This window comes from Pseudomonas sp. Nvir, from assembly GCF_963778085.1.
GTDB lineage: Bacteria > Pseudomonadota > Gammaproteobacteria > Pseudomonadales > Pseudomonadaceae > Aquipseudomonas > Aquipseudomonas juntendi.
In genome coordinates, this window is the sequence record NZ_OY970405.1 from 4,179,781 (window position 1) to 4,206,562 (window position 26,782).

At 63.9% G+C, this 26,782-nt stretch carries 27 protein-coding genes; 2 read left to right on the forward strand and 25 right to left on the reverse strand.

Features of this window, described 5'->3' with window-relative positions; translation table 11 throughout:
- Window positions 1-17 precede the first annotated feature (17 nt).
- From AACG97_RS20135 to AACG97_RS20200, 14 genes are all read right to left on the reverse strand, one after another.
- On the reverse strand, window positions 18-986 hold the full coding sequence (locus tag AACG97_RS20135; RefSeq protein WP_054913556.1) for a GTP 3',8-cyclase MoaA: 969 nt from the start codon (window positions 984-986) through the stop codon (window positions 18-20).
- A gap of 92 nt (window positions 987-1,078) precedes the next feature.
- Entirely contained in the window at window positions 1,079-1,714 is a 636-nt protein-coding gene (locus tag AACG97_RS20140) for a TetR/AcrR family transcriptional regulator (RefSeq protein WP_144188990.1), read from the reverse strand.
- 455 nt (window positions 1,715-2,169) lie between these two features.
- On the reverse strand, window positions 2,170-2,952 hold the full coding sequence (locus tag AACG97_RS20145) for a TatD family hydrolase (protein WP_009685057.1): 783 nt from the start codon (window positions 2,950-2,952) through the stop codon (window positions 2,170-2,172).
- 30 nt (window positions 2,953-2,982) lie between these two features.
- Window positions 2,983-3,969: a DNA polymerase III subunit delta' gene (locus tag AACG97_RS20150; RefSeq protein ID WP_029887100.1), complete on the reverse strand. Its 987-nt coding sequence runs from the start codon at window positions 3,967-3,969 to the stop codon at window positions 2,983-2,985.
- The gene (gene tmk / locus AACG97_RS20155) at window positions 3,962-4,594 is read right to left on the reverse strand and encodes a dTMP kinase (protein WP_009685060.1); all 633 of its coding nucleotides are present in this window, start codon (window positions 4,592-4,594) and stop codon (window positions 3,962-3,964) included. The genes AACG97_RS20150 and tmk overlap by 8 nt, the downstream gene beginning before the upstream one ends.
- A 9-nt stretch (window positions 4,595-4,603) precedes the next feature.
- A complete protein-coding gene (gene mltG / locus AACG97_RS20160; RefSeq protein ID WP_047149967.1) occupies window positions 4,604-5,788 on the reverse strand; it encodes an endolytic transglycosylase MltG in 1,185 nt (394 codons plus the stop codon).
- A 4-nt stretch (window positions 5,789-5,792) separates the two neighbouring features.
- Entirely contained in the window at window positions 5,793-6,608 is an 816-nt protein-coding gene (pabC, locus tag AACG97_RS20165; protein WP_115294527.1) for an aminodeoxychorismate lyase, read from the reverse strand.
- Window positions 6,608-7,852, reverse strand: coding sequence for a beta-ketoacyl-ACP synthase II (fabF, locus tag AACG97_RS20170; protein WP_009685064.1), 1,245 nt, complete (start codon window positions 7,850-7,852; stop codon window positions 6,608-6,610). The genes pabC and fabF overlap by 1 nt, the downstream gene beginning before the upstream one ends.
- A gap of 187 nt (window positions 7,853-8,039) precedes the next feature.
- Window positions 8,040-8,276: an acyl carrier protein gene (acpP, locus tag AACG97_RS20175; protein ID WP_009685065.1), complete on the reverse strand. Its 237-nt coding sequence runs from the start codon at window positions 8,274-8,276 to the stop codon at window positions 8,040-8,042.
- 202 nt (window positions 8,277-8,478) lie between these two features.
- Window positions 8,479-9,219, reverse strand: a complete 741-nt coding sequence (gene fabG / locus AACG97_RS20180; protein WP_009685066.1) for a 3-oxoacyl-ACP reductase FabG — start codon at window positions 9,217-9,219, stop codon at window positions 8,479-8,481.
- Between the two features lie 15 nt (window positions 9,220-9,234).
- Window positions 9,235-10,173 (reverse strand): ACP S-malonyltransferase, encoded by a 939-nt coding sequence (fabD, locus tag AACG97_RS20185; protein ID WP_029887081.1) that lies wholly within the window; start codon window positions 10,171-10,173, stop codon window positions 9,235-9,237.
- Between the two features lie 165 nt (window positions 10,174-10,338).
- Entirely contained in the window at window positions 10,339-11,349 is a 1,011-nt protein-coding gene (gene plsX, locus AACG97_RS20190; RefSeq protein ID WP_082416259.1) for a phosphate acyltransferase PlsX, read from the reverse strand.
- Window positions 11,350-11,352: 3 nt separating this feature from the next.
- The gene (gene rpmF, locus AACG97_RS20195) at window positions 11,353-11,535 is read right to left on the reverse strand and encodes a 50S ribosomal protein L32 (RefSeq protein ID WP_029887079.1); all 183 of its coding nucleotides are present in this window, start codon (window positions 11,533-11,535) and stop codon (window positions 11,353-11,355) included.
- A gap of 13 nt (window positions 11,536-11,548) precedes the next feature.
- Window positions 11,549-12,076, reverse strand: a complete 528-nt coding sequence (locus tag AACG97_RS20200; protein ID WP_080709253.1) for a YceD family protein — start codon at window positions 12,074-12,076, stop codon at window positions 11,549-11,551.
- A 96-nt stretch (window positions 12,077-12,172) separates the two neighbouring features.
- Here AACG97_RS20200 and AACG97_RS20205 point away from each other — a divergent pair, with 96 nt between their 5' ends.
- Window positions 12,173-12,751, forward strand: coding sequence for a Maf family protein (locus AACG97_RS20205; RefSeq protein WP_009685072.1), 579 nt, complete (start codon window positions 12,173-12,175; stop codon window positions 12,749-12,751).
- Window positions 12,752-12,812: 61 nt separating this feature from the next.
- Here the strand turns inward: AACG97_RS20205 and AACG97_RS20210 are convergent, their stop codons facing one another.
- Genes AACG97_RS20210 through rluC form a run of 3 tightly spaced genes read right to left on the reverse strand, consistent with a single transcriptional unit; the run spans window position 12,813 to window position 15,443 of the window.
- Entirely contained in the window at window positions 12,813-13,802 is a 990-nt protein-coding gene (locus AACG97_RS20210; RefSeq protein WP_009685073.1) for a S49 family peptidase, read from the reverse strand.
- 6 nt (window positions 13,803-13,808) lie between these two features.
- On the reverse strand, window positions 13,809-14,483 hold the full coding sequence (locus tag AACG97_RS20215) for an HAD family hydrolase (protein WP_115294529.1): 675 nt from the start codon (window positions 14,481-14,483) through the stop codon (window positions 13,809-13,811).
- 3 nt (window positions 14,484-14,486) lie between these two features.
- The gene (gene rluC / locus AACG97_RS20220; protein WP_009685075.1) at window positions 14,487-15,443 is read right to left on the reverse strand and encodes a 23S rRNA pseudouridine(955/2504/2580) synthase RluC; all 957 of its coding nucleotides are present in this window, start codon (window positions 15,441-15,443) and stop codon (window positions 14,487-14,489) included.
- Window positions 15,444-16,242: 799 nt separating this feature from the next.
- Here rluC and rne point away from each other — a divergent pair.
- Entirely contained in the window at window positions 16,243-19,488 is a 3,246-nt protein-coding gene (rne, locus tag AACG97_RS20225; RefSeq protein WP_177433806.1) for a ribonuclease E, read from the forward strand.
- A gap of 226 nt (window positions 19,489-19,714) precedes the next feature.
- On the opposite strand, the gene murB is transcribed toward rne, so the two are convergent.
- From murB to AACG97_RS20265, 8 genes are all read right to left on the reverse strand, one after another.
- Window positions 19,715-20,734, reverse strand: coding sequence for a UDP-N-acetylmuramate dehydrogenase (murB, locus tag AACG97_RS20230; protein ID WP_197885125.1), 1,020 nt, complete (start codon window positions 20,732-20,734; stop codon window positions 19,715-19,717).
- A complete protein-coding gene (locus tag AACG97_RS20235; protein WP_009685205.1) occupies window positions 20,731-21,195 on the reverse strand; it encodes a low molecular weight protein-tyrosine-phosphatase in 465 nt (154 codons plus the stop codon). Before AACG97_RS20235 ends, murB begins: the two co-directional genes overlap by 4 nt.
- Entirely contained in the window at window positions 21,195-21,959 is a 765-nt protein-coding gene (gene kdsB / locus AACG97_RS20240) for a 3-deoxy-manno-octulosonate cytidylyltransferase (RefSeq protein ID WP_009685206.1), read from the reverse strand. The genes AACG97_RS20235 and kdsB overlap by 1 nt, the downstream gene beginning before the upstream one ends.
- Window positions 21,956-22,141, reverse strand: a complete 186-nt coding sequence (locus AACG97_RS20245; RefSeq protein WP_003247142.1) for a Trm112 family protein — start codon at window positions 22,139-22,141, stop codon at window positions 21,956-21,958. The genes kdsB and AACG97_RS20245 overlap by 4 nt, the downstream gene beginning before the upstream one ends.
- Before the next feature lie 43 nt (window positions 22,142-22,184).
- The gene (lpxK, locus tag AACG97_RS20250) at window positions 22,185-23,186 is read right to left on the reverse strand and encodes a tetraacyldisaccharide 4'-kinase (protein ID WP_125855469.1); all 1,002 of its coding nucleotides are present in this window, start codon (window positions 23,184-23,186) and stop codon (window positions 22,185-22,187) included.
- Window positions 23,186-23,620, reverse strand: a complete 435-nt coding sequence (locus tag AACG97_RS20255; RefSeq protein ID WP_012271149.1) for an ExbD/TolR family protein — start codon at window positions 23,618-23,620, stop codon at window positions 23,186-23,188. The genes lpxK and AACG97_RS20255 overlap by 1 nt, the downstream gene beginning before the upstream one ends.
- On the reverse strand, window positions 23,617-24,252 hold the full coding sequence (locus tag AACG97_RS20260) for a MotA/TolQ/ExbB proton channel family protein (RefSeq protein ID WP_009685211.1): 636 nt from the start codon (window positions 24,250-24,252) through the stop codon (window positions 23,617-23,619). The genes AACG97_RS20255 and AACG97_RS20260 overlap by 4 nt, the downstream gene beginning before the upstream one ends.
- Window positions 24,253-24,445: 193 nt before the next feature.
- Window positions 24,446-26,659: a DNA internalization-related competence protein ComEC/Rec2 gene (locus AACG97_RS20265; RefSeq protein ID WP_197885124.1), complete on the reverse strand. Its 2,214-nt coding sequence runs from the start codon at window positions 26,657-26,659 to the stop codon at window positions 24,446-24,448.
- Between the last annotated feature and the right edge of the window lie 123 nt (window positions 26,660-26,782).

Genomic DNA, 26,782 nt, shown 5'->3' on the forward strand with positions numbered 1-26,782 from the left:
CAGCTTTTGCGCCAGCTTCAGCCGCCGATTACCTTCATCACCGTCACGCCGCCGGAAAACGCCAATGCCTGTTTGTCCGCCAAGGCCTTGACCAGTAACCGTTGCAGCGCGGGCAAGGCTTGGTGGCGTGGCTTTTCCAGAAGGTCGCCAACGAAATGACGATTACCCGACGACAGACAGCCATGCAGCCAACCTGTGGATGACAGCCGCAGCCGCGAGCACGTCCGGCAGAACGGCACGCTCTCATTGGCGATGACGCCGAAGTGCCCCTTGCCGGGGATCTGATAGCGCATGGCGGTGGCGTCCACCGGCGCAGCGACACGGGCGAAGGCGTGCTGACCGCCGATCAGCGTGAGCAGGTCATCGAGGCTGACAAATTGCCGCAGGAAAGCAGAGTGATCACGCGCCAGGTGGCCCATGCGCATCAGTTCGATGAAACGCAACTCAAAGCCACGCGCCATGCAGTAATCCAGCAACGGCAGCACCTGGTCGAGGTTTTGCCCGCGCATCGGCACCATGTTCACTTTGATCTGCATGCCCATGGCGCGGGCCCGCTCCATCGCCGCCAGCACCGTGGCCAGGTCGCCGCCGCGGGCGATCTGGCGAAACGCCAACGGGTCCAGGGTGTCGAGCGAAACATTCAGCCGGCGAATTCCGGCTGCCTGCAATTGCGGCAACTTACGGCCCAGCAGCTGACCATTGGTGGTCAGCGAAATATCCTCGAGGCCGAGTTTGGCCACCGCGGCGAGAAAGGCCTCCAGGCGCGGACTGACCAGCGGTTCACCACCGGTGATACGCAAGCGCTCGATGCCGGCTGCTTCAATCAGGTAGGCCACGCCACGCGCCAGTGCGTCTGCCGAAAGCTCATCCTGCGCCGCCACCAGGCGCTTGCCGTCGGGCACGCAATAGGTACAGGCGTAATTGCAGGCAGCCGTCAGGCTGACACGCAGGTTGCGAAACCGCCTGCCTTGACGATCGACGATCATGGATGACTCCGGCATGGGTAAAGGGGCCGGCAAAAGCTGACTCATAAATCAGGTTTTTGCAAGCCCTGTACACATAGCCGGTGGGGCGTAGCTCAGTGGGACGGTTCCGGGTCGCGCTTGCGCTTGTTGCCCATGCGCACGCCGATGTCCATCAGGAACTGGAAGAAGCCTTCCTGATCTTCCAGCACATTGCTCCAGAACGGTGAGTGGTACAGCGCAACAGCGCCATGCACCAGTGCCCAGGCGGCGCAGTAATGGTAGTAAGGAGGCACGTCTTCGAGCTTGCCTTCGCTGATGCGGCCCTTGATCAGCTGGGTGAGGCGGTCGAAGTTGGAGGCACGGATGCTGTGCAACTGTTCGACCATTTCCGGCACCTGGTTGCCCTTGACCACCTTCTCTTCCAGGCGGTCGAACAGCCGGTAACGCTGAGGGTCACGCATGCGGAATTCGAAATAGGCACGCGACAGGGCCTCTTTGTCACGGTCGACGTCGGCCGAGTGCAGCAACCCGTTCAGGTCGCGCTCGTAGTCGAGCATCAGGCGCAGGTAGATCTCGGCCTTGGACTTGAAGTGCTTGTAGATCGTGCCTTTGCCGATGCCCACGGCGTCGGCGATCATCTCGACGGTTACGCTGTCTTCACCTTGCTCGAGAAACAGCTTGAGCGCGGTATCGAGGATTTCCTGTTCGCGACGGCGAAACTCACGGACCTTACGAGGTTCTTTCTGCATGGGAAGGACTGGATGACAATCGAAGCGGTTTATTATGCCTAACTTGCGGGAAATTGCACGGATCTTCCGAGCATGGCTGTGTTTCAGGATGCTCTCGACCATACGCTGCGGGAGGAACCAGACGCGGGCGTATTCCAAATCTGTTTAAAAAACGACCAATAGCCACTGGCAGGCCGCCAAACCTGGCCAATACTAGAAGTGTTGGCGCGGCGCATCCCCCCTAGCGGCGCGCCGATAAAGGTGCTCAGGGACCGCGTACCTTTGTTTTACTCCTAATGGTCTTAACCCGGATTCCTCCCCCAGAACCCGGGTTTTTTTTGCGTGTTTGCGGGGGATATGCGTTGGAGGTGGGGTTTTGGGGATGGTATGAGGGGCGAAGGTGCTCGAGCTCACAGGCGCTGAATTTGTTGTGGCAGGCACCTCATGGCCCTCACACAACCTTCAACTCCAATGAATCAACCCACCCGCGCTAACGGAAACAACCGCTTGAAGTTAGCCGTTGTCTGCTCAGCCAATTGCCCATAACTGGCCCCGCGCAGCGAAGCCACATACTCCGCCACTTCCCGCACATATTGCGGCAAGTTCGGCTTGCCGCGATACGGAATCGGCGCCAGGTACGGCGAATCGGTTTCCACCAACAAGCGGTCGACCGGCACTTGCCGCGCCACTTCCCGCAGGGCATCGGCATTGCGGAAGGTAACGATGCCAGACAGCGATATGTAATAGCCCAGGTCCAGCGCCGCCTTGGCCATGTCCCAGTCTTCGGTAAAGCAGTGCAGCACGCCAGCCTGCGGCAGATTGGCCTCGCGCAGCAGTGCCAGGGTATCGGCACGCGCCGCCCGGGTATGCACGATCACTGGCTTGCCGGTCTGCCGCGAAGCCTCCAGGTGCAGGCGGAACGAGGCCTGCTGCAATTCAGCGGCTTCCGGCTCGTAGTGGTAATCCAGCCCGGTTTCGCCAATGGCCACCACATGCGGGTGGGCCAGTTCGCGCAGTAGCCATTCCAGCGCCGGGGTTTCGCCCGGCGCCAGGTCCAGCGGGTGTACACCGACCGAGCAGTCGACATCCGCGTACTGCTCGCTCAACGCCTTTACCGCGCCGGCGTTTTCGGCACTGACGCCGATGCACAGGAAATGCCCCACCCCGCGATCACGCGCCGCCTGCAGCGCAGCATCGAGCGAGCCCTGATGGGCACTGAGGTCAAGACGGTCAAGGTGGCAATGGGAGTCTACGAGCATGGGATAGCGGCACACATGGAAAATGGGAAATCAGCGGGCGCCCGGCAGTTGCAGCCAATGAGCCAGCAGCGATTCGAGCAACAGGGTTTGATTGAGGTTGGCCTTACCCAGCACCTTCTGGCGCTGTTCGAGGATCCACGCCTGCACCTCCAGCACCTTGGCCTGGCGGCTTTTCTGCGCCAGGTACTGCACCACCTTGCGCATATCGGCCAAGCCTAACCCCTCCTCGTCCTGGGTCAACTGGTAGCGCAGAATGAGGTGCGCCCAATCGCAGAACCAGTCGAATACCCTCAACATCGGCACAGCCTTCCAGGCTTCGGCCAGCTGGCTGGGCGATTGCTGTTGCTTGAGCAACTTCTTCACCCCGTCAGTAACCAGCGCACGCTGCTCGCGCACACCCTGCGCCTGCAGGCTGATCGCCATCAGCGGCGAGCCGGCGGCCAAACTCAGCAATTCGTCGCGCTCGGCCTCGTCCATATCAGGCAACGCCGCGGCCAACCAGGCCTGGCTCTGGGCCAGGTTTGGCTGGGGGCAGGCTACCTGCTGACAACGGCTCTTGATGGTCGGCAGCAGCCGGCTGGGCTGGTGCGTGACCAGCAGCAACACGGTGTCGCCGGAAGGCTCCTCAAGGCTTTTCAACAGTGCGTTGGAAGCATTGACGTTCATGGCTTCGACCGGCTCGATCAACACCACCTTGCGCCCACCCAGCTGCGCCGTCTGCACCACGAAGGCCACCAGCTCACGGACCTGGTCGACCTTGATCGGCTTATCGGCCTCTTCGGGCTCAAGGATGTAGTTGTCAGGGTGGCTACCGGCCTTCAGCAGCAGGCAGGACTTGCAGGTGCCGCAGGCATCGAGGCCTTGCGGCTGCTGGCACAACAGGCGGGCCATCAGGCGCTCGGCCATGGCCCGCTTGCCAATGCCCTGCGGCCCGTGCAGCAGGTAGGCATGGGCATGCTGACTGCGCCCGGCCAATTGCTGCCAGAGCGCCTGCTGCCATGGGTAGGCCTCAGCCACGGCAACGCTCCACGATGGCCGGCAACAGCGCATCGATAGCACGCTGCACGGCCGGGAGCGGCTGTGCGGCATCCAGCAGGCTGTAACGCTGCGGTTCGCGCTGGGCGCGCTGCAGGTAGGCCTGGCGCACAGCCTGGAAAAACGCCTGGCCTTCCTGCTCGAAGCGGTCGAGGCGGCCGCGCGCAGCGGCACGGGCCAAACCGACTTCGACCGGCAGGTCGAACACCAGGGTCAGCTGCGGGCGAAGGTCGCCCTGGACGAATTGCTCCAGGGTGGCGATACGCTCGACCGACAGGCCGCGGCCGCCGCCCTGGTAGGCATATGTGGCATCGGTAAACCGGTCGCACAACACCACAGCGCCACGGGCCAGCGCCGGGCGGATCACCTGGGCCAGGTGCTGGGCGCGGGCAGCGAACACCAGCAGCAGTTCGGTGTCGGCGGCCATGGGTTCATCGCTGGGGGCCAGTAGCAGCTCACGCACCTTCTCGGCCAGCGGCGTGCCACCAGGCTCACGGGTCAGCACCACATCCAGGCCATGCTCGCGCAAGCGCGCCGCCAGGTAGTCGCGGTTGGTGCTTTTGCCCGCGCCTTCGGGGCCTTCCAAAGTAATAAACAAGCCGCTCACAGGCAGTCCTTAATGTTGTTCGTCAGGCGTTGCCGGCTCGGCCGCCTGGGCATCACCGGCGGGAGCGGCCGGCGCCGGCTGCGCAGCCGGCTCATCGGGTACCGGCTGCTCTTCGCCGGCGGCTGGCGCAGCGTCATCGGCGCCCGGCTTTGCCGGCTGCTGCGGCGCGGGGCTGGAGCGATAGTCTGCCCGCCGCTTGAGCTGAAACTCCCGCACCGCCGAGTTGTGATCGTTGAGGTCGTCGGAGAACACATGGCTGCCGTCGCCACGGGCGACGAAGTACAGGCTGGTGCCATCGGCCGGGTTAAGCGCCGCGTGAATCGCCTCGCGGCCGACCATGGCAATCGGCGTGGGCGGCAGGCCAGTGATGGTGTAGGTATTGTAGGGCGTAGGCTCACGCAGGTCGGCACGGGTGATCTTGCCGTTATAGCGCTCACCCATCCCGTAGATAACCGTCGGATCGGTCTGCAGCATCATGCCCAGGCGCAAACGCCGCACGAACACCCCGGCGATCTGACCGCGCTCTTGGGGGATGCCGGTTTCCTTCTCCACCAGCGAAGCCATGATCAGCGCCTGGTAGGGATCGCGGTACGGCAGGTCGGTGGCGCGCTCGGCCCATTCCTTGGCCAGCACTTCTTCCAGACGCATGTAGGCCTGCTGCAGCAATTCGACGTCGCTCATGCCGCGCACGAAGCGGTAGGTATCGGGGAAGAACCTGCCCTCAGGGAACACACCGGTATGGCCGAGTTTGTCCATGACCTCGGCGTCCGACAGGCCATCCAGGGTGTGCTTGAGCTTTTCATGCTTGGCCACGGCCGCGCGCAGCTGGCGGAAGGTCCAGCCCTCGACCAGGGTCAGGTTGTATTGAACTACGTCGCCCCGGCGCCAGGCGTCGAACAGCTGCTCGACGGTCATGCCAGGGGTGAGGCGATATTCGCCGGTGTGCAACGGGGTACCGGCCATGTTGAAGCGCCAGTACAGGCGCAACCAGACGGCGTCGTCAAGCAGCCCTTCGGTTTGCATGCGGTAGAACATGCGGTTGGGGGTGGTGCCATTGGGCACGTCGAGCAGGCGTTCCTGCGTGACATGCAGTGGCTGCTCCAGAACCGAGTTGATTTTCCAGGCCGACCAGCCTAGCGCCAGACCGGCGAGGATCAGACCCATTTCCAGCAGCAGCAGGAATTTACGTCTCACGAATTCAGGTTTCCAGTAACGTACGGGCAACGGCCTGCAGTTTTCGGGTAAGCGGGCCCGGCGACCAGTTTAACGCGGCCAGGCCGCGCACGGGCCAGACGCCATAGACGCTGTTGCAAACAAATACTTCATCGGCCTGCTCCAGCGCACCATACGGCAGGTCGCAGACGTTGGCCGTAATACCCTGCAAGCGCGCCTGTTCGAGCAAGGCACCGCGCATGACCCCGGCCACGCCACAACGGCTGAGGTCGGCAGTAAAAAGCACGCCGTCGCGCACCAGGAACAGATTGCTGTATACCCCTTCGATCACCCGGCCTTGCCCGTCACACATCAGGCCCTCGGCATGGTCACTGTCCTGCCATTCGGCACGGGCCAGCACCTGCTCCAGACGGTTGAGGTGTTTGAGCCCGGCCAGCAACGGTTGTTCCCCAAGCCGTGTCTGGCAGGGGAACAAGCGTACGCCCTGCTCGACATGGGCAACAGGATAGCTGGGTAATGGGCCGCCCTGCAGGATACGCCGGGGCACGGCATCGGCAACCGGCGCGTAACCACGCTGGCTGTCGCCACGGGTGAGGATGAGTTTGGCTACCCCGTCGCCGAGCTGGCTGGCGTAGCGCAGCAATTCCTCACGCACCTGCGCCAGGTCGGCGCCAATCGCCAGCCGCTGGCAACCCAGCGCCAGGCGAGCGAGATGGCCATCCAGGAGGCTGGGCCGGCCATGCCGAACGGCGATGGTTTCGAAAAGACCATCGCCGTAAGCCAGCCCGCGGTTCTGCAGATTGAGCGCAGTCGCGGGCTGGCCGTCGATCCAGCTGAGCATCAACCGGCGAACCGGCGGAACACCAGCGAGCCGTTGGTGCCACCAAAGCCGAACGAGTTGGACAACACCACATCGATCGGCATGCTGCGCGCCTGGTGCGGCACGAAGTCCAGGTCGCAACCTTCGTCCGGTTCGTCCAGGTTGATGGTCGGGGGCGCCATCTGGCTGTTGATCGCCAGCACACTGAAGATCGCTTCTACCGCGCCAGCCGCCCCCAGCAGGTGGCCGGTCATCGACTTGGTCGAGCTGACTGCCAGCTTGTAGGCGTGGTCGCCGAATACGCGCTTGATCGCCGCCACCTCGGCAATGTCGCCCGCGGGGGTCGAAGTGCCATGGGCGTTGATGTAGCTCACGTGTTCCGGCTGGATGCCAGCATCGCGCAGGGCGTTGGCCATGCAGCGCGCAGCGCCTTCACCGGAGTCTGGTGGCGAGGTCATGTGGTAGGCGTCGCCGCTCATGCCAAAACCGATCAACTCGGCATAGATGGTCGCCCCACGGGCCTGGGCATGCTCCAGTTCTTCGAGCACCAAGGCACCGGCACCGTCGGACAGCACGAAACCGTCGCGACCTTTGTCCCAAGGGCGGCTGGCGCGGGCAGGCTCGTCGTTGCGGGTGGACAGCGCGCGCGATGCACCGAAGCCACCCATGCCCAGCCCGCACGCGGCCATTTCGGCGCCGCCGGCAATCATTACGTCGGCTTCACCGTAGGCGATATTGCGCGCGGCCATGCCGATGCAATGGGTGCCCGTGGTGCAGGCAGTGGCAATGGCGTAGTTGGGGCCCTGCAGGCCCAGGTGGATCGACAGGAAACCCGAGATCATGTTGATGATCGAGCCCGGCACGAAGAATGGCGAAATGCGACGCGGCCCCGAGTCATGCAGGGTGCGGCTGGTTTCTTCGATGTTGGTCAGGCCACCGATCCCCGACCCCATGGCCACGCCGATGCGCTCGCGGTTGGCGTCGGTGACCTCCAGGCCGGCATTACGCACCGCCTGGAACCCGGCCGCCAGGCCGTACTGGATGAACAGGTCGAGCTTGCGGGCCTCTTTGGCCGACAGGTACTGCTCCACCTCGAAGCCTTTCACCGAGCCGCCAAAACGGGTGGAGTAGGCAGACAGGTCCGTGTGTTCGATCGGACCAATGCCACTGCGGCCAGCCAGAATGCCCTGCCAGGTGCTCGGTACATCGGTACCCAGTGGCGACAGCATACCCATACCGGTGACCACGACGCGTCTACGCGACACAGTACTCTCCTTTTCTAATAACAGAGTCTCTTGGCATTGCATTCAAGCGCTGGAATGAAATGGCAACAGGCTCTTGGTGCGCGGTGAACGAGGCGGCCCGGGCAATACGCGGCGCTCGCAAAGAAAAAACCGCACGCCAGCGAAGGCAGTGCGGTTTTCCCCGACAAGTAGCGTCGACTGTAACGTCTTAAGCCTGGTGGTTCTTGACGTAGTCGATAGCAGCTTGAACGGTAGTGATCTTCTCGGCTTCTTCGTCAGGGATTTCGGTCTCGAATTCCTCTTCCAGAGCCATCACCAGTTCAACGGTGTCAAGCGAATCGGCACCCAGGTCATCGACGAAGGACTTCTCAGCAGTCACTTCTTCTTCCTTGACGCCCAGTTGCTCGGCGACGATTTTCTTGACGCGTTCTTCGATGGTGCTCATACCTAGTTTTCACTCCTAATGGATATATGCAGGCAGCTGGCCGGTGGCTAATTTTATAGAAAGACGTTCGCTTTTCAAGCTGAACCTGCCTTCAGGCTAGTCATCGCACCCGCTGTCTGGAATCTGATTGCAGCTTTATAACGGATTTTAGGCTCGCAGTATGACTCTTTTTTTACGAAATCCGTCACATTGAGTTGCAGGGTTACATGTACATCCCGCCGTTGACCGGCACGGTTGCGCCGGTTACATAGGCTGCACCGTCCGAAGCCAGGAACGAAACCACCTTGGCAATTTCGTCGGCCTGCCCCAGGCGGCCCAGTGGAATCTGGGTTTGCAGGGCTTCGCGCTGCGCTTCAGGCAGTTCGCGGGTCATGTCGGTATCGATGAAACCAGGGGTCACCGAGTTGACGGTAATGCCACGCGAACCGACTTCACGCGCCAGGGCGCGGCTGAAGCCTTCCAGCCCGGCCTTGGCAGCCGCATAGTTGGCCTGGCCAGCGTTACCCATGGCACCGACGACCGAGCCGATGCTGATGATACGACCCCAACGAGCCTTGGTCATGCCACGCAGCACACCCTTGGACAGACGGTAGAGGCTGTTCAGGTTGGTGTCGATCACGTCGAACCATTCGTCGTCTTTCATGCGCAGCATGAGGTTGTCCCGGGTGATGCCGGCGTTGTTGACCAGAATGGCCGGGGCGCCGAACTGCTCACCAATGGCAGCCAGTACCGCGTCAACCGACTCGGCGCTGGTCACGTTCAGTTCCATGCCGGTGCCGGTGATACCGTGCTCTTTGAGGGTGGCGGCGATACGCTCGGCGCCGGAGGCCGAAGTGGCGGTACCAATCACGGTTGCGCCCTGGCGGCCCAGTTCCAGGGCGATGGCCTGGCCAATGCCACGGCTGGCGCCAGTGACCAGTGCAACTTTACCTTGCAGGCTCATGCAAGCTTCTCCAATTCAGGCCAGTGCCGCGCGAGTGGCGGCAACGGCGTCAGGGGTATTGAGGTTGTAAGTGGTCACGCCATCGGCGCAACGCTTGTTCAGGCCAGCCAGGACTTTGCCCGGGCCGCACTCGACCAGATTGACTGCACCATTGGCCGCCAGGGCCTGCACGCACTCAACCCAGCGTACCGGCTGGTACAGCTGCGCCAGCAGGTCCTGCTTGAGGGCATCGAGGTCGGCCGCGATGGCGGCGGTGACGTTCTGCACCACCGGGATCTGCGGGGCCTTCCACTCGATGGCGTTGACCGCATCGGCAAAGCGCTCGGCAGCCGGCTTCATCAGGGCGCAGTGCGAAGGCACGCTGACGGCCAGCGGCAGGGCGCGCTTGGCGCCTTTGGCCTTGCACAGCTCCATGGCGCGGTCGACCGCCGCCTTGTTGCCGGCGATGACCACCTGCCCTGGCGAGTTGAAGTTGACGGCACTGACCACTTCATCTTCAGCCGCTTCGGCGCAGAGCTCCACGACCACAGCGTCGTCCAGGCCGAGAATGGCGGCCATGGCCCCGTGCCCGGCAGGTACCGCTTCCTGCATCAGCTGGCCACGGCGCTCGACCAGGCGCACAGCGTCTTTCAGGCTGATGCTGCCGGCAGCGACCAGGGCGCTGTATTCACCCAGGCTATGACCGGACACGAAAGCTGGCGTGGCACCGCCCTCTTCCAGCCACAGACGCCACAACGCGATGGACGCGGTGAGGATCGCCGGCTGCGTCTTGTCAGTCTGGTTGAGTTGCTCTTCCGGACCTTCCTGAACCAGCTTCCACAGGTCGTAACCGAGTGCTGCAGAAGCTTCCTTGAAGGTTTCGATGATCACTGGCTTCTCGGCGCCGAGCTCGGCGAGCATGCCCAGCGACTGGGAACCTTGACCGGGAAAGACGAATGCGAGAGATGCAGACATTGAACAAGCCCTTATGATCTTGTCGTCGGATAGGGTACGCCAGGCCTTGGGCCAGGCGCGGAATCTGAAAGCTTGGATGAAGACGCAGACCAAGCGGTCACATTTAAGCACTTCATCGGGGATATGCCTAAGGTCTTTGTTTGCCTGCCCGGGCCCCGTCGCAGGCTAAAGCAGCAGGTCCTCCAAACGCCCGTGCAAACGCTGCGGCAGATTCTCCTGAATCTCGATCAACGCCCGCTGGATGGCACTCTGGAACCCCTGAACGCCCGCGGAGCCATGGCTCTTGATGACGATACCCTGCAAACCCAGGAAACTCGCGCCATTGTGCCGCGCCGGCGCCAGGTCGGCCTGCAGACGCTTGAGCAGGGGCATGGCCACCGCTCCAGCAGCCCGCGCCAGCAAACCGCCCTTGAACAATTGCTCGATCCGCGCACCGATCATGGTGGCCAGCCCCTCGCTGGACTTGAGCAGGATATTGCCAACAAAGCCGTCGCACACCACCACATCCGCCTCGCCACGGTACAGCCCGTCACCTTCGACAAAGCCCACATAGTTGAGCCCGCGGGCATTGTGCAACAGGCTTGCCGCCAGCTTGACCTGCTGGTTGCCCTTGATGTCCTCGGTACCGATGTTCAGCAACGCCACGCGCGGGCGGTGAACACCCAGGGCCTGGGCGGCCACCGACCCCATCACGGCGAACTGGTACAGGTTTTCGGCACTGCAATCGACATTGGCACCCAGGTCGAGCAACTGGCAGTAACCGGCCTGGGTCGGGATCGCCGCCACCATGGCCGGGCGGTCGATACCCGGCAGGGTCTTGAGCACGAAGCGTGACAACGCCATCAGCGCGCCGGTGTTGCCGGCACTGACGCAGGCCTGGGCCTTGCCATCACGCACCAGTTCCAGGGCGATGCGCATGGACGAGTCCGGCTTGCCACGCAGCACCTGGGATGGCCGCTCGTCCATGCCGACCACTTCACTGGCGGCGACGATTTGCAGGCGCGCGCGATCCGCAGCCGCAAGGCCGCTGACAAGATCTTCCAGGAGGGAGGGTTGACCGACGAGGGTCAGGTGCAACGAGGGGGTAGCGGAAAGGCAGGCAATGCTAGCCTGAACAATGCTGCGGGGACCGAAGTCCCCGCCCATTGCGTCGATCGCGATGACCTGAGCGGACAAGGATTACTCGTCAGCGCCCTTGTCGACCACTTTGCGACCACGGTATACGCCTTCTGGCGAAACGTGGTGGCGCAGGTGGACTTCACCGGTGGACTTGTCTACCGACAGCGCGTTTTCCGACAGAGCGTCGTGCGAACGGCGCATGTCACGGGCAGAGCGGGATTTTTTGTTCTGCTGAACAGCCATAATTGATTAACTCCTAAACGTTTGGGTCACGCTTTAACTGCGCCAAAACACTGAACGGGTTGGACCGCGATACCTCGTCCTTGCTCGATTCGGGCTCGTCTGCGCCCGCCGGCTGCTGGCATTCTTCCGGATGATGAGCAGGCACGATTGGCAGGGCGAGCAGAAGCTCCTCCTCGATCAATGCCTGCAGATCCAAAGGATCTTCGCCCAGTTCCAGCACGTCATAGCCTTTCGGCAACGACTGGGTATTCGCACCCTCCTTCACCACAGCGTAAGTGCATTCGCTATGGATCGGCAGGGTGACCAGCTCAAGACAACGCTGGCAAACCATTTTGACTTCGACGTCCAGCTCGCTGTGGATAACCACCACGTGCTGTTCATCTCGTTCAAAATCGAACTTCGCCTGCACCGTACCGACATTGTCGGAAAGCGGGTCGCAGAGTCTTTCCAAATCAGCGAGCGGCAGCGAACCGTTAAGGGTTACGCCACGATCGGCTAATTTGCGCGGGTCAACGTGAGGTGGAATCGGGTCATTCAACATAGGCGCAGCATAATAGGGATGCCCCCCGCCCCTGTCAAAGGAAATTAGGCGGCATCGTGCGTGATAGAATTTGTTCAACTGAATCAGGAGTCTACCATGCTTCCTCTGTTACTGGCTTCCAGCTCTGCCTATCGCCGCGAACTGCTCGCCCGCCTGCAACTGCCTTTCACCTGGGCAAGCCCCGACATAGACGAGCAGCGCCAGGCCGGCGAGCCAGCGCCAGAGCTGGTGCAGCGCCTGGCCAGGCAGAAGGCCGAGGCACTGGCGGGCAACCACCCCGGGCACCTGATCATCGGCTCGGACCAGGTGGCGGTGCTGGGCGAACAGGTGCTGGGCAAGCCGAAGACCTTCGAGCGCGCCTGCGAACAACTGCTGGCGTGCAGCGGGCAGCAGGTGTGCTTCCTGACCGGGCTGGCGCTGCTCAACAGCGCTACCGGGCAATGCCAGGTCGATTGCATACCGTTTACCGTGACCTTGCGCGAACTGAGCCGCGAGCAGGTGGAGCGCTATGTCGCGGCGGAGCAGCCGCTGGACTGCGCTGGCAGCTTCAAGGCGGAGGGGTTGGGGGTGAGTTTGTTTCAGAGCACCCATGGCTGCGACGCCACCAGCCTGATCGGGCTACCGTTGATTCGGCTGGTGGACATGCTGACCAAGGAAGGGGTGGTGATTCCTTGAGGGCCTGGGGCCGCTTTGCGGCCCATCGCCGGCAAGCCGGCGATGGGGCCAGAACAGGCTATCAGCGCAGCTGTGGCCCCTGGAAGCCCATCCACATGGCCAGGTGCTCAGCCACACTGGCCCCGACCCGCTTGGAGAAGCGGTCAAACGGCGATTCCTGCACGGTGAAGTCCACCAACTCCTTCTCACCCACGATCTCACGCGCCACATAGCTGGCACTGCCCAGCCCATCCACCAGCCCCAGCGCCTTGGCTTGTTCACCCGACCACACCAGGCCACTGAACAGCTCCGGGTGCTCCTTGTCTTTCAGGCGCTCGCCGCGGCCCTGCTTGACCATGGCGATGAACTGGTTGTGCGTGGTGTCCAGCACCCCTTGCCAGAACCGCGTCTCCTCGGGCTTTTCCGGCGAGAACGGGTCAAGGAACGCCTTGTGCTCACCCGAGGTGTAGGCGCGGCGCTCGACACCCAGCTTTTCCATGGTGCCGACGAAGCCATAGCCGGCCGCCGTTACCCCGATGGACCCCACCAGGCTGGCCTTGTCGGCGTAGATCTCGTCTGCCGCACTGGCAATGTAGTAGGCACCGGACGCCCCCAGGTCGGCAATTACCGCGTACAGCTTGATGGCCGGGTATTCGGCACGCAGGCGGCGGATTTCGTCGTACACGTAACCGGCCTGCACCGGGCTGCCACCCGGGCTGTTGATGCGCATTACTACCGCCTTGGTCTTGCTGTCTTTGAAGGCCTCACGCAGGCTCTTGACGATATTGTCTGCGCTCGCCGCCTCCTGGTCGGCAATCACGCCACGCACCTCGACCAGTGCGGTATGGCTGGCACCGCGCGAGGCCGCCTTGTCCATATCCATCAGCGGCGAGAACAGCGCCAGGATGCCGAACAGGTAAACGAAGGTCAGCAGCTTGAAAAAAATACCCCAGCGCCGTGAGCGGCGCTGCTCCTGCACACTGGCCAACAGGGTCTTTTCCAGCAGTTGCCAGCTCTTGCGCTCTTCGCGCTCCCCGGGCTCGGCCTCGGGGGCTTTCCATTCGTCTGCCATGCTCACCTACCTTGGAAGTGGAATTGCGGCCCCAGCCAACCACTCGCGCAGCTGGGAAAAATGCTCGATGCACACCTGCGGGCCGAACTCGGCCAGCGCCTGTAACGACATGGCACCATAGCCCACGGCCACCGAATGCATGCCGGCATTGCTGGCCATTTGCAGGTCGAATGCCGAATCTCCGACCATCAGCGCACGCTGCGGTTCTACACCACAATGGCCGAGAATTTCCTCGAGCATCAGCGGGTGTGGCTTGCCACGGGTTTCATCAGCGGCGCGGGTAATGTCGAAAAACGCCTGCCAGCCGTTGGCCTTGAGCACCCGATCGAGGCCGCGACGGGCCTTGCCGGTGGCCACCGCCAGGCGGTAACCCTCGGCGCGGAAGGCGTCCAGCGACTCGCTCACCCCCTCGAACAGCGGCGAAGGCTGCTGATCCAGGGCGGTGTAGATATCAGCGTAGTGCTGACGGAAGCTTTCGACCTGAACGGGCTCCAGGTGCGGGTACAGGGTATGGATGGCCTCGTCCAGGGCCAGGCCGATGATGCCCTTGATCGCATCATCACTGCTTTGCGCCTCACCGGCACGCACGGCAGCCGCGTTCATGGACTCGACGATGCGCCCTACGGAGTCGGCCAGCGTGCCGTCCCAGTCGAAGATCAGCAGTTCATAAGCTTTTTTCATAGGTCACGGCGCACTCAGCCGCTCCACAGTCTTGGCCCAGACTTCGTCCACCGGCGCTTCAAGCTTGAGCTCGCCACCGTCCGGCAGCGGCACGGTCAGCGCGTAGGCGTGCAGGAACAGGCGCTTGCCACCCAACTCGCGAATTTCGCGGCTGAAATCTTCGTCGCCGTATTTGTTGTCGCCGGCGATCATGTGCCCGGCATGCAGGGTATGCACGCGAATCTGGTGGGTACGCCCGGTGATCGGCCGCGCCTCGACAATGGTGGCGAAATCGCCGAAGCGACGCAGCACGCGGAACAGGGTCAGCGCCTCCTTGCCCTCATCGTTCACCTCGACCATACGCTCGCCCGAGCGCAGGTTGCTTTTGAGCAGGGGCGCGTTGACCTGTTTCTTGGCCGTGGGCCAGTGGCCCCGCACCAATGCCATGTAGCGCTTGTCCACGCCATCACCGCGCAGCGCCGCATGCAGGTGGCGCAACATGCTGCGCTTCTTGGCGATCATCAGCAGGCCGGAGGTGTCGCGGTCCAGGCGGTGCACCAGCTCCAGCTCCTTGGCGTCAGGGCGCAGCTGGCGCAGCGCCTCGATCACGCCGAAGCTCAGGCCACTACCGCCATGCACGGCGATGCCGGCCGGCTTGTTCATCACGATCAGCGCCTTGTCTTCATAGACGATGGCCGCCTCCAGGCGCTGCAACAGCCCCTGGGCGACCGGTGCCGGCTCGTCGCGCTCCGGCAGGCGGACGGGCGGCACCCGCACGATATCGCCGGCCTGGATCTTGTACTCGGGTTTCACGCGGCCCTTGTTGACCCGCACCTCACCCTTGCGCAGGATGCGGTAGACCAGGGTCTTGGGCACGCCCTTGAGCGCCGTGATGAGGAAATTGTCGATGCGTTGGCCGGCAAGCTCCGGCGCGACTTCGATCAGCTGTACGCCGGAAGTCGGAGGGGTATTGGTCGTCATGGCGGGAATCATAACAATTTTTTATGGAATTGAAGCACTTAATCATTGCTGCTATAGTCGCGAACGCCGCCAAAAGTGGCAGGCCAGCAAAACCAGGCCCTGAGCCGGTTGCTGACCTACGCAATTCTCCAGGACGCGAGGCCGTCCTACGGGGTTTTCGCCAGTTTACCGAATTGCCTGGAATCGCCACCAGCGCTGTGTAGAGAAGACCGAAAAAAACGACAAGTGTGGTTGTTCACCTGCTTACCCGATTCTTTTCGTTGTAGCTCTGCCCGCCCCGTCGCTTCCACGCAACGCAAGGCGAATGCTCCGGAAACAACAGCCTTGGACATGTAATGGCGTCAGCTTCCCATTCGAAGCTGGCGAAAAATGCAACCCGTTGCGGATTCAGCGCGCGGCAGCACCCGAATTATCAGGGATACGTGCAGGGTGGAGATGCACAGCCCTCGGACCGTGTAGCACCGCGTCCGGCCAGCAGCCGATTGAAGGCTGGTGAGCGGATAAGGTCCTGAACAGATGCCCCCGGGCGTCCACGGCTGACGGTTGATTCCTCCTCCTGACTGAGTGCACAAGGCCCGCTTGGTTGATTCGGATACCCATTCGAAGCCACCGGGGCCTTGTTGGCACCGCAGCAAACAGGACGCGTCGTCGCGACAACGGCAGGCTGGGCAACCGGCTGGTGCCGAACGTTGCTCGACACGGGGGTGGCCCGGCCACCCTTTGCGCACCTTGGCACCGACCATGAGACGTCGTGTGTGCCGAACGCCGTTTCCGGCAGCCCGGAAACCGACGGTACAACATGAAAAGAATGCTGATTAACGCAACTCAACCCGAAGAGTTGCGTGTAGCCCTGGTGGACGGCCAACGTCTCTACGACCTGGACATCGAGTCCGGCGCGCGTGAGCAGAAAAAGGCCAACATCTACAAAGGCAAGATCACCCGCATCGAACCCAGCCTCGAAGCCGCTTTCGTCGACTTCGGTTCCGAACGTCACGGCTTCCTGCCGCTGAAAGAAATCTCCCGCGAATACTTCAAGAAAACCCCGGAAGGCCGGGTGAACATCAAGGAAGTGCTCAGCGAAGGGCAGGAAGTCATCGTTCAGGTCGAGAAGGAAGAGCGTGGCAACAAAGGTGCCGCCCTCACCACCTTCATCAGCCTGGCCGGCCGCTACCTGGTACTGATGCCCAACAACCCGCGCGCCGGTGGCATCTCGCGCCGCATCGAAGGCGAAGAGCGCAACGAACTGCGCGAAGCCCTGAACGGCCTGACCGTACCGGGCGACATGGGCCTGATCGTGCGCACCGCCGGCCTGGGCCGCAGCAGCGAAGAAATGCAGTGGGACCTGGACTACCTGCTGCAATTGTGGACCGCCATCAAGGAAGCGTCCCTGGACCGCGCCGCGCCGTTCCTGATCTACCAGGAAAGCAACGTCATCATCCGCGCCATCCGCGACTACCTGCGCCAGGACATCGGCGAAGTATTGATCGACAGCATCGACGCCCAGGAAGAAGCCCTGACCTTCATCCGCCAGGTGATGCCGCAGTACGCCAGCAAGGTCAAGCTCTACGAAGACAGCGTGCCGCTGTTCAACCGCTTCCAGATCGAAAGCCAGATCGAAACCGCCTTCCAGCGCGTGGTCGACCTGCCGTCCGGTGGCTCGATCGTGATCGACCCGACCGAAGCCCTGGTGTCCATCGACATCAACTCGGCGCGCGCCACCAAAGGCAGCGACATCGAAGAAACCGCCCTGCAGACCAACCTGGAAGCGGCCGAGGAAATCGCCCGCCAGTTGCGCCTGCGTGACATCGGCGGCCTGATCGTCATCGACTTCATCGACATGACCCCGGCCAAGAACCAGCGCGCCGTCGAAGAGCGCGTGCGTGAGTGCCTGGAAGCCGACCGCGCCCGCGTGCAGGTTGGGCGCATCTCGCGCTTTGGCCTGCTGGAAATGTCCCGTCAGCGCCTGCGCCCATCGCTGGGTGAAAGCAGCGGCATCGTCTGCCCACGTTGCTCCGGCACCGGCATCATCCGTGACGTCGAGTCGCTGTCGCTGGCCATCCTGCGCCTGATCGAAGAAGAAGCCCTGAAAGACCGCACCGCCGAAGTGCGTGCCCAGGTGCCAATCCCGGTAGCAGCGTTCCTGCTCAACGAAAAGCGTAATTCCATCACCAAGATCGAGCTGCGCACCCGTGCGCGCATCATCATCCTGCCGAACGATCACCTGGAAACCCCGCACTTCGAAGTCCAGCGCCTGCGCGACGACAACCCGGAAGTGCTGAACAACCAGTCCAGCTACGAAATCGCCGCCAGCGAAACCGAAGAAGCACCACAACCGACTGCCACCCGTACGCTGGTTCGCCAGGAAGCGGCCGTGAAAACTGCCCCGGCCCGCGCCAATGCACCGGTACCGGCCGCCGCCGAAGAGCACCAGCCTGCACCGGCCGCCGCCGCGCCGAGCGCGCCGGAGCCAAGCCTGTTCAAGGGCCTGGTCAAGTCGCTGGTCAGCCTGTTCGCCGGCAAAGACGAGCCTGCCGCTGCCCCGGTCGCCCCTGCCGCCGAGAAACCGGCCGCCGAGCGCAGCCCACGCAACGAAGAACGCCGCAACGGCCGCCAGCAAAGCCGCAACCGCAATGGCCGCCGCGACGAAGAGCGCAAGCCGCGTGAAGAGCGTGCCGAGCGCCAGCCACGCGAAGAACGTGCACCACGTGAAGAACGTGCCCCACGCGAAGAGCGGGCACCGCGGGAAGAACGCGCACCACGCCAGCCACGCGAAGACCGCCGCGGCAACCGTGGCGAAGAGCGCGTACGCGAACTGCGCGAGCCGCTGGACGCTACCCCACCGGCCGAACGCGAAGAGCGCCAGCCACGTGAAGAACGTGTAGCCCGTGAAGAACGCGCCCCACGTGAAGAGCGTGCACCGCGTGAAGAGCGGGCCCCTCGCGAAGAGCGTGCCCCACGTGAAGAACGCGCCCCTCGTGAAGAGCGTGCACCACGTGAAGAACGCGCCCCGCGTGAAGAGCGTGCACCACGTGAAGAACGCGCCCCGCGTGAAGAGCGTGCACCACGTGAAGAACGTGCTCCGCGTGAAGAGCGCGCCCCGCGCCCACCCCGTGAAGAGCGTCAGCCACGCGCGGCCGAAGAAGCGGCCGAACAGGCTGCCGAGCTGGCCGAAGAGCAACTGCCGAATGAAGAACAACTGCAAGACGAGCAGGAAGGCACCGATGGCGAGCGTCCGCGCCGCCGCTCGCGTGGCCAGCGTCGCCGCAGCAATCGTCGTGAACGTCAGCGCAATGCCAATGGCGAGCTGATCGACGGCGAAGAAGAAGGCAGCGACGAACAGCCACAGCAGCACCAGGCCACCGAGCTGGGTGCTGAACTGGCGGCCGGCCTGGCTGTAACTGCAGCGGTTGCTACCAGCAACATCAGCAGCGACGCCGAAGCCCAGGCCAACCAGCAGGCCGAGCGCGCCACCGCTGACGTCGTTGCCGCTGCAGCAACCGACAACAGCGAAGCCGCCCAGCCGGTTGAGCAGGCTGAAAAGCTCGAGCAAGTCGAAGTTGTCACCAAGGTTGAAGAAGTGGCCGTGGCCCCAGTGGTCGAGCAGCCGGTCAGCGAGCCTGTGGCCGTGGTCGAGGCAACTGCCGAGCCAGTGGTCGAAGTCGCGCCACAACCGGTCGTCGAAGAAGCGCCTGTTGCCGAGCCGGCCGTGGCTGTCGAAGCCCCGGTAGAAGCGCCAGCTGTCGAAGCCGGTGAAATCGAGCAGGCCCCGACCGTGGTCGAGGCTGCGCCGGCTGCCGAAGCCCAGCCAGAAGTAGTGGCCGAGCCTGCACCTGTGGTTGTCGAGCCTGCGCCGGTCGCGGCCCCAGCCGTGGTAGAGCCTGCCACTGTCATGCTGGCCAACGGCCGTGCGCCGAACGACCCGCGTGAAGTTCGCCGCCGCAAACGTGAGGCCGAGGCTGCTGCCAAAGCCGCGCAGGAAGCTGCTGCAGCCGCCGGAGAGCCAGCCCTGGAAACCGCCGATGAGCAAAAGCCTCATCATGGTTGATAGCCAAGGCTGAATGAAAAAGCCCCGCCAGTGCGAACTGGCGGGGCTTTTTCTTGGCCTATCACTTTATGTCAGCGCCGGCGCTGCCCTTTGTAGGAGCGGCCTTGTGTCGCGATGGGGCGCAAAGCGGCCCCAGGAATATTTGCATTGACGCTGAAATCTGGAGCCGCTACGCGCCCCATCGCGACACAAGGCCGCTCCTACAGGTTCTGCACCGACCTCTAATTCAGTACAGGTTAGGCTCCATCTCCAGCTCAACCCCGAACCGTTCGAGGATATCGGCCTGGATCCGTCGCGCCAGCGCATGCATCTGCGCCCCGCTCGCCTGGCCATAGTTGACCAGCACCAGCGACTGCAAGCGATGCACCCCGGCATCACCCTCGCGATAGCCCTTCCAGCCTGCCTGCTCGATCAACCAGCCTGCGGCCAGCTTTACCTGACCGTCAGCCTGCGGATAGGCGACCACGCCGGGGTACTGCGCACGGATGCGCGCCACGCATTCGGCCGAAACTACCGGGTTCTTGAAGAAGCTTCCGGCATTACCCAGCTCGGCCGGGTCTGGCAGCTTTTCGCGGCGAATGCTGCAGATCGCATCGCTGATCGCCTGCGCCGTCGGTTCGGTCACGCCCTGCTCTGCCAGGCGCTGGCGGACCGGGCCGTAGTCCAGGTGCGCGTGCAGGGTACGGCTCAAGGCAAACCGCACCCGCAGGATCAACCACCGGCCTGGGTTACGCTTGAATACGCTGTCGCGGTAACCGAAGGCACAGTCCGCCAGCGCGAAGTCGCGCAGCTCGCCCGTCTCGCGGTCCAGGGCCGTAAGGCCGACGAACACGTCCTTGATCTCCACCCCGTAGGCACCCACGTTCTGCATGGGTGCAGCGCCCACGGTGCCAGGGATCAGGCTGAGGTTCTCCAAGCCGCAAAAACCCTGCGCCAGGGTCCACTGCACGAACGGGTGCCAGGGCTCGCCGGCCTCGGCTTCGACCACCACATGCTCGCCGTCATCACTGAGCACCCGGCGGCCCTGGCTGGCCATGTGCAAGACCAGCGCATCGATATCGCGCGTCAGCAGCAGGTTGCTGCCGCCCCCGATCACCAGCACTGGCAACGCCAGGCGCTGAGCCTGGCTCAGCGCCTGGCGCACATGCAGGTCATTGCGGGCCTGGCTGAAATAACGCGCCTTCACGTCGATGCCGAAGGTGTTGTAAGGATTGAGCGATACCTGCTCCTGCCATTGCCCGGTCATAACCGCCCCTTGATTTCCAGCACCAGCGCCTGGCAGGCCGATTCGATCAGGTCGAGTACCTGCTCAAAGCCATCGGCGCCGCCGTAGTACGGGTCAGGCACTTCATCCAATGCCGCACCATAGCGGCGCAGGAACAGGTCAAGCTCGCCCGTCGCCGTTGGCGGGCGCAGGGCACGCAGGTCGCGAAGGTTGCTCTCGTCCATGGCCAGCACCAGATCGTATTCGGCGAAGTGCCGCTGCTTGACCTGCTGCGCGCGTTGCCTGGACAAGTCATAGCCACGCGCCAGCGCCGCCTTGCAGGTGCGGCTGTCGGGTGGTTTGCCAACGTGCCAGTCGCCCGTACCCGCGGAGGCCACCTGCACGCGGTCGGCGAGCCCGGCAGCCTGTAGCTGGTGGCGCAGCACGCCTTCGGCAGTGGGCGAGCGGCAAATGTTGCCCAGGCACACGAACAGTACGCGCATCAGGCCTCCAGCAAGCGCCGTACGCGCTCCAGGTCTTCTGGGGTGTCTACACCCACGGCAGGCGCCTCAATCGCGTCCTCGACGTGGATGCGCACACCGTGCCACAGGGCACGCAACTGCTCCAGGGCTTCGGTCTGCTCCAGCCAGCAGGGGCCCCAGCTGACGAAGTCGTGGAGGAAGCCCACGCGGTAGGCGTACATGCCGATATGGCGGCGGTAAGGCACGCCGGCTGGCAACTGGTCCTGGCCTTTGGCGAAGGTGTCACGCGCCCACGGCAGCGGCGCCCGGCTGAAGCTCAGGGCAAGGCCGTGCTTGTCGCTGACCACCTTCACCGCATTGGGGTTGAACACGGTTTCCGGCTCATGGATCTGCTCGGCCAGGGTGGCGATGGCCGCTTGCGGGTGGGCAGCCAGGTTGGCAGCTACCTGGTCGATGATCACCGGCGGGATCAGCGGCTCGTCACCCTGCACGTTGACCACGATGGCATCGGCCGCCAGGCCCAGTTGGGTCGCCACTTCAGCCAGGCGGTCGGTACCCGACTCATGGTCGACACGGGTCATCAGCACTTCAGCGCCAAAGGCCTGGCAAGCTTCGAAGATGCTGGCATCGTCGGTAGCGATGACCACGCGGCTGGCCGCGCTCTTGCGCGCCTGCTCCCATACATGTTGCACCATCGGCTTGCCGGCGATGGCCAGCAGCGGCTTGCCTGGCAAGCGCGTGGAACGCAGGCGGGCAGGAATCACCACGGTGTAGTCAAGGCTCATTTGTCCAGGCGCTCGTCGTCGGTCAGGGTACGTGCCTCGCTCTCCAGCATGACCGGGATACCGTCGCGAATCGGGTAGGCCAGGCCGGCACCCTTGCTGATCAGCTCGGTCTTGTCGGCGCTGAGCTTGAGCGGGCCCTTGGTGATCGGGCAGGCGAGGATATCGAGCAGTTTGGTGTCCATTGAAGGCTTCCTTTAGGCCAGATGGCCAGAAATGAAAACGGGCTCAGGGCTTGTGCAGCAAACGCTGCAGCTGGCTGTCGAACCAGGCGCTGAATGCCGGCGTGGGCTGTGCTTCGACAGCCAGGTACCACCAGTCGTCGGCGGCGAAGGCGCGGCATTTCACGGCGTCTTTCTCGGTCATGACCAGCGGCAGCGGTGGGCTGAAGGCCAGGCTCCGGGCGCTGAATTGTGCATGGTCGGCAAAAGGGTGCGGCAGCGGCTGCCAGTTTAGCCCCAGCAGGGTATTGAAGAAACGTTGCGGGTTGCCGATACCGGCCACCGCGTGCAGGCGCTGGCCGGCGGGAAAATGGTCGAGTGCGCGGCGCTCGCCACTGCGCAGGTTGACCAGTGCGGATGGCTGCAGGCGCAGGCCAAAGCCACCGGCACGGTCTTCGCCGGCACCATTGAACAGCACCGCATCGGCGCTCTGGAGACGTTCGGCAGGCTCGCGCAGGGGGCCGGCCGGCAGGCAGCGGCCGTTGCCCAGGCCACGCGCGGCATCGATCAGGACCAGCTCCAGGTCACGTGCCAGGCGGTAGTGTTGCATGCCGTCATCACACAGGATCAGGTCCAGCGATTCACTGGCCAGCAGGGCCTGCACGGCGCGGGCGCGATCTGGGTCGATCATCAGCGGTACCCCGCTGCGCTGCACGATCAGCAGCGGTTCGTCCCCAGCCTGTTCGGCAGACTGGTCGGCCAACACCCGCCACGGCAACTGCGGCGGTTTGGCGCCATAGCCACGGCTGACCACGCCGACGTTCAGCCCCTGCTGGCGGCAATGCTCGATCAGCCAGAGAATCATCGGTGTCTTGCCGGTGCCACCCACGGTGATATTGCCCACCACGATGACCGGCACCGGTGCGCGGTAGCTGGCACTTTCACCCTTTAGAAAGCGCGCGCGCTTGCGCGTGACCACGCGGCGGTACAACGCCTCCAGCGGGCGCAGCAGCGCCAGCGCCGGGTGCCCGGCGTACCAGGCGGCGAGCAGGCGGCCGGCGATAGCCATCAGGGCGTGCCCTGGGCCGCCTCGACGGTGGTCATGCGCAATTGGCTGAAGCCGAGCTTGCCGGCAGCATCCATCGCAGTGACCACAGCCTGGTGCGGGGTCTTGCCATCGGCACTGATGGCCAGCGGCAGCTTGTTGTCACCACCCGACTCACGCTCGATGGCCTCGCTCAGGGTGGCCAGGTCGCTCTTGGGCAGCAGGTGGTTGTTCACCGAGTACACGCCTTCGGCGCTGATGGTGATTTCCACCAGCTTGCCCTGGTCGGCCGGCGCCTGCTCGGCACTGGCGGCCTCCGGCAGCTCGACCCGCAGCTGCGTTTCACGGGTGAAGGTGGTGGTGACCACGAAGAACAGCAGCAGCACGAACACCACGTCGATCAGCGACGCCAGGTTGATGTCGACGTTCTCCCGCTGGCGATTGCGCCGGAACTTCACGCCTTGCCTCCGGCCACTTCCACTTCGCGGTCGCCCTGCAGCACTTCCACCAGCTTGATCGCCTCCTGCTCCATGCCCACCACCAGTTCATCGATGCGGCGCAGCAGGAAACGGTGGAAGAACACCGCCGGAATACCGACCATCAGGCCCGCCGCCGTGGTGACCAGGGCCTTGGAAATACCACCGGCCAGTACCGCGGCGTTGGCCGTCATCTGCGTGCCCATGAAGGCACTGAAGATGTCGATCATGCCCAGCACGGTGCCCAGCAGGCCCAGCAGCGGGGCCATGGCGGCGATGGTGCCGAGGGTGCTGATGTAGCGCTCCAGCTCGTGAATGACGCGCGAAGCTGCCTCTTCGATGCACTCTTTCATGATTTCGCGGCCATGGCGCGAATTGGCCAGGCCCGCAGCGAGGATCTCACCCAGTGGCGAATCGGCGCGCAGCGCCTTGAGCTTGTCACTGGTGAGTTGCTTGTCCTTGATCCATATCCAGACCTGGCCCAGCAAGTGTGGCGGGGTGACGCGGCTGGCGCGCAGGGTCCACAGGCGCTCGATGACGATAGCCATGGCAGCGATGGAGCTCAGAATGATCGGCAGCATCATCCAACCACCGGACTTGACCAATTCCCACACAGTAAACGCCCCTTCGGATAAAGGCCGCCACTCTACCATAGGCACGGCGGAGGCTCATCTGCCGGAGATCAGGGAGCATGCCTTGGATGGGTATCGGGGCTGACAGGGGCATGCCTTGGGTTTTCCAGCGCCTGTCATGGCGAACCCCTGGGGCATAGAAAATGTCATGGCAAGCACCTGCAAGCCCCTCCCCTCACTCCCCCCGAGCCCGCCAGAACCGCCTCTGCCCCCGCATACCCTCAACCTCCCCCCACCCGCCCAGCACCAACCGCAAAGCCCCCTGCACCGCCGTGTCATGCACCACCACCCCATGCCGCCGGTACCGCTCCACCACCTGCGCATGCGGGTGTCCAAAGCTATTATTGCGCCCCCGCGATATCAGCACCCCACGCGGCGCCGTGGCACGCATGAACCCCTCGCTGGAGGAACTGCGGCTGCCATGGTGCGGCGACTGCAGCCAGTCAATGCGTGGCGCGTCGGTCGCCGCCAGCCAGGCACGCTCCGCCCCTGCCTCCATGTCGCCGGCCAGCAGCAACCGCTCACCCTGCGCCTCGACCAGCAACACACAGGAGCGGTCATTACTGCTGCGACCATCCGCCCAGCGCCACAGCGAAAAACCCACGCCATCCCATTCCCATTGCTCGCCACTGGCACAGGGTTGCAACTGAACATCATCCAGCGCTTCCCCACCGATAACCCGCTCGACCGGCAAACCCCGCTGTATCGCCCCAGCACCGCCGGCATGATCGGCGTGGGCATGGCTGATCAGCATCACGTCCAGGTGACTCACCCCCAACTTGCGCAAGGTCGGCAACACCACCCGCTCCCCCAGGTCGCTGTCGCCCCTCGCCGGCCCGGCGTCATACAGCAGGTTGTGATGCCGAGTGCGCAACAGCACCGCCAAGCCTTGGCCAACGTCCAGTTGCCAGACCTCCACCTGCCCGAAAGGCACCGGCTCGCGCGGCACCCAGAGGGCCAACAGCATCACCCCGCCCAACCCTCTCAGCGGCACGCCACGGGGCAGCAGCACCAGCAAAGCCCCCAGGCAGACCAGCAGCCAGGCCCATAGCGGCAGGGCTGGCGGCACCCATGCCGGGCGTTGCTGCGCAACCAGCGCCAGCACCCTAAACAGCACATCCAGCAAGCCACCTGCCAGCCACAACAAGGCCTCCCCAGCCCCACCCAACGGCAACAACAAGGTACCCAGCAAGGCCAACGGCAGTACCGCCAGGCTCACCCATGGCACCGCCACCAGGTTGGCCAGCGGCGCACTCAGGCTCACCGGCAAGCCCACGGCCAGCAGCACCGGCAACAAACCGATGGCAATCACCCACTGCGCCCGCGTCCAGGCCTGCCATGGCCGCCATGCCCCCAGGCGGGCGCTGAAGCAAAACACCAGCGTGGCCACGGCGCCGAACGACAGCCAGAAGCCCGGAAGCAGCGCCGCCAGCGGCTCGACCAGCAACACGACCACCAGCGCCAGCAACAGTGGCAGGAACGCCCCCAGGTGCCGAAAACGCAGCCGCCAGAGCAACACCACGGCCAGCATCAGGCAGGCACGCTGTACCGGCACCCCCGCGCCGGCCAGCCAGCCGTAGGCCAGTGCCGCACCCATGGCCAGCGCGCACGCCGAGGGCAGCCACGGCAGCCGTGCGGGCCACAGCCCCCAGCGGGCCAACCCGGCGACCAGGCCATAGAGCAAACCGGCAACCAGGCCAATGTGCTGGCCGGAAATGACCAACAAGTGCACCGTGCCGGTGGCCTGCAACGTCTGCCAATCTTCCCGCGCCAGGCCGGCCCCGTCGCCGAGCACCAGGGCCACCAGCGCGGCCTGCCGGCCGTTGGCATCGACCGCCAGCAAGCGCTGGCGCAGCGAGTCCCGCCACCCATAGCTGGCCGGCGCCAGCAGCTGCCCCGCCTTCACCGTACCGGTAGCGCCGACCCGCCGGGCCAGTAACTGCGCTTCACGGTCCGGCCCATGCGGGTTCAACAACCCGGCGGGGCGCTGCAAGGTCACCGCCAGCCGCCACTGCTCGCCGGCCCGTACCGGCGGCCCGTCGAACCAGCTGACTTGCAGGCGTTGTGGCAGTTCGGCACGGCGCGAACGGGCGGCCTCCAGCTCGAAACGCACACCGTGCGCAGTGCGCGCCGGCAAGCCGACCACCCGCCCCTCCAGCCACAAGGTGCGGCCATCCAAAGCGGCCGCTAGCCGGTCATCCAGGGCCTGCTGGGCAGACCAGCTGGCCCAGCACAGCCCCAACAGAAAACAGCCCAATGGCCAACCGCGGGTGAACAGGCAGACGCCAGCGCAAGCCGCCAGCACCCACAACCACCGGTCCGGTAGCAATGCAGGAAGAAAGCCCAGGCACAGCAGCCCGAGCGCAAGCGCCAACATCCCTGTGCGCATGAGGTAGAGCTCCAGAAGCCAAATCACCTTCTGAGGCATAGCCCAATTGCCGGCACGGCTTGCTCAACAATTGTCACAAACTCTGAACGAGGCTGAGCGGGAATAAGGGCATACTGCCCGGGT

Excerpts from the sequence above, each read along its gene's own strand:
- AACG97_RS20135 (WP_054913556.1), bottom strand. The coding sequence starts at position 986 with ATGATCGTCGATCGTCAAGGCAGGCGGTTTCGCAACCTGCGTGTCAGC.
- AACG97_RS20140 (WP_144188990.1), bottom strand. The coding sequence starts at position 1,714 with ATGCAGAAAGAACCTCGTAAGGTCCGTGAGTTTCGCCGTCGCGAACAG.
- AACG97_RS20145 (WP_009685057.1), bottom strand. The coding sequence starts at position 2,952 with ATGCTCGTAGACTCCCATTGCCACCTTGACCGTCTTGACCTCAGTGCC.
- pabC (WP_115294527.1), bottom strand. The coding sequence starts at position 6,608 with ATGCTCAGCTGGATCGACGGCCAGCCCGCGACTGCGCTCAATCTGCAG.
- acpP (WP_009685065.1), bottom strand. The coding sequence starts at position 8,276 with ATGAGCACCATCGAAGAACGCGTCAAGAAAATCGTCGCCGAGCAACTG.
- fabG (WP_009685066.1), bottom strand. The coding sequence starts at position 9,219 with ATGAGCCTGCAAGGTAAAGTTGCACTGGTCACTGGCGCCAGCCGTGGC.
- fabD (WP_029887081.1), bottom strand. The coding sequence starts at position 10,173 with ATGTCTGCATCTCTCGCATTCGTCTTTCCCGGTCAAGGTTCCCAGTCG.
- rpmF (WP_029887079.1), bottom strand. The coding sequence starts at position 11,535 with ATGGCTGTTCAGCAGAACAAAAAATCCCGCTCTGCCCGTGACATGCGC.
- AACG97_RS20200 (WP_080709253.1), bottom strand. The coding sequence starts at position 12,076 with ATGTTGAATGACCCGATTCCACCTCACGTTGACCCGCGCAAATTAGCC.
- AACG97_RS20205 (WP_009685072.1), top strand. The coding sequence starts at position 12,173 with ATGCTTCCTCTGTTACTGGCTTCCAGCTCTGCCTATCGCCGCGAACTG.
- AACG97_RS20210 (WP_009685073.1), bottom strand. The coding sequence starts at position 13,802 with ATGGCAGACGAATGGAAAGCCCCCGAGGCCGAGCCCGGGGAGCGCGAA.
- AACG97_RS20215 (WP_115294529.1), bottom strand. The coding sequence starts at position 14,483 with ATGAAAAAAGCTTATGAACTGCTGATCTTCGACTGGGACGGCACGCTG.
- rluC (WP_009685075.1), bottom strand. The coding sequence starts at position 15,443 with ATGACGACCAATACCCCTCCGACTTCCGGCGTACAGCTGATCGAAGTC.
- rne (WP_177433806.1), top strand. The coding sequence starts at position 16,243 with ATGAAAAGAATGCTGATTAACGCAACTCAACCCGAAGAGTTGCGTGTA.
- murB (WP_197885125.1), bottom strand. The coding sequence starts at position 20,734 with ATGACCGGGCAATGGCAGGAGCAGGTATCGCTCAATCCTTACAACACC.
- AACG97_RS20235 (WP_009685205.1), bottom strand. The coding sequence starts at position 21,195 with ATGCGCGTACTGTTCGTGTGCCTGGGCAACATTTGCCGCTCGCCCACT.
- kdsB (WP_009685206.1), bottom strand. The coding sequence starts at position 21,959 with ATGAGCCTTGACTACACCGTGGTGATTCCTGCCCGCCTGCGTTCCACG.
- AACG97_RS20245 (WP_003247142.1), bottom strand. The coding sequence starts at position 22,141 with ATGGACACCAAACTGCTCGATATCCTCGCCTGCCCGATCACCAAGGGC.
- lpxK (WP_125855469.1), bottom strand. The coding sequence starts at position 23,186 with ATGGCTATCGCCGGCCGCCTGCTCGCCGCCTGGTACGCCGGGCACCCG.
- AACG97_RS20265 (WP_197885124.1), bottom strand. The coding sequence starts at position 26,659 with ATGCGCACAGGGATGTTGGCGCTTGCGCTCGGGCTGCTGTGCCTGGGC.